3 protein-coding genes are annotated in these 1383 nt (G+C 70.5%); 1 reads left to right on the plus strand and 2 read right to left on the minus strand.

Translation table 11 applies throughout. From position 1 onward, the window contains the following. Positions 1–279 (plus strand): peptide-methionine (R)-S-oxide reductase MsrB (gene msrB / locus Q7T09_RS07325; protein WP_304698867.1); only part of this gene is annotated, 279 nt, incomplete at its 5' end. On the opposite strand, the gene Q7T09_RS07330 is transcribed toward msrB, so the two are convergent. Beyond that, positions 276–1085, minus strand: a complete 810-nt coding sequence (locus Q7T09_RS07330; RefSeq protein ID WP_304698870.1) for an aminoglycoside phosphotransferase family protein — start codon at positions 1083–1085, stop codon at positions 276–278. The two genes, msrB and Q7T09_RS07330, sit on opposite strands and share 4 nt — an antisense overlap. A 10-nt stretch (positions 1086–1095) precedes the next feature. Continuing rightward, positions 1096–1383, minus strand: a 288-nt coding sequence (locus Q7T09_RS07335) for a potassium channel family protein (protein WP_304698871.1), incomplete at its 5' end; no start/stop codon positions are given.

Genomic DNA, 1383 nt, shown 5'->3' on the forward strand with positions numbered 1-1383 from the left:
AAGACCAAGTTCGAGAGCGGCACCGGCTGGCCGAGCTTTTTCGCCCCCCTCGACGAGGCCCACGTGGTGGCGGTGAAGGACGTCAGCTACGGGATGATCCGCATCGAGACCCGCTGCGCCCGCTGCGACAGCCACCAGGGCCACGTCTTCCCCGACGGCCCGCCGCCGACCCGGCTGCGCTATTGCATCAATTCCATCTCCCTGGAGTTCGCGCAGAACGGCCAGCCCCTGCGCGATCCGCTGCAGCGAGGCGACAACAAACACCTGGCCAGCGCCTAGAGCCCCAGTTCCGCCGCCGCGATCTCGGCGATCTGCAACGCGCCGGCGGGGTTGTCGCCGTCCGAGAGAAACCAGGAGGCCGACAGCCCGGCATAGGCCAGCAGCCATTGCAGGATGCGTGCGGGCTCCAGGTCCCCGGCCTGGGCCACCACCTGGACCTGCCGGGCGATGCGGCCGGGCGCGACCGCCGTGGCGAGGTCCGGGTTGCACAGCAGGTTGGCGTAGTCGTAGCCGCGGTCACCGATCAGCCCCTTCGGGTCGATGGCCAGCCAGCCGAGCTCTCCGAAATCCAGGAAGTTGCCGTGGTGGGCGTCGCCGTGCAGGACGCAGACCTCGCGCGGGTCGGCCAGCAGCCGCTTTGACATGGCGTGGGACTTGGCCAGGACGCCGCCATGGCCGTTGGCGGCGGGGCCGAGCGCCCGGAACCAGTCGGGCAAGGGGTTCAGGCTCGACGGAAGGCGCCCGGGCCGGGGCGCGTGCAGCCCGTCCAGGGCCGCGCAGATGATGCGGCTGGCCTCGTCGTCCCGACCGGACCGCGCCATGTCCGCCAGCGAGCCCGTGCCCATGGCGCGGACCATCAGCAGGGCCTCGCCCTCATGGGCCAGGACCGGGGCCGCCCCCTGCCCGTCCCACCAGGCCATCAAGACGCCGCCGGCGATCTCCTCGGGCGCGTGGCTGACCTTGAGCATGGCGGCCACACCATCGCGGCGGACAGGCAGGAGCCGTCCTCCAAGGCTGGTGAACGGCGCCCCGTCCGGGGTCAGGCGCCAGCGGTCGATCCAAGCCGGGAAGACATCCCCGGTCACCCCGGCGGCCCTAGGCCTGATCGCCCGAGGACGGGCGGCTAGCTCCGTGCGACTTGGCCCGATGTGCGATGGCGCCCCTGGGCAGGGGATGGTCGTCGCCGTCGTTCCACATCAGGTGGTGCAGGATCTGGAACAGGAAGGCCGTTGACCAGCCGATCAACAGCATGCCGTTGATGGCCTCCAGCACGCCCACGATGCGCCAGCGCTCGGGCAGGATCGCGCCGGTCTCGCCAACGGTGGAGTAGGAACTTGTGGAGAAATAGAGCGCCTGCTCCAGGGACTCGAGCATGCCCATCTT

Origin of the sequence: Phenylobacterium sp., from assembly GCF_030645195.1 — a bacterium.
In the GTDB taxonomy this organism is placed as follows: Bacteria; Pseudomonadota; Alphaproteobacteria; order Caulobacterales; family Caulobacteraceae; genus Phenylobacterium.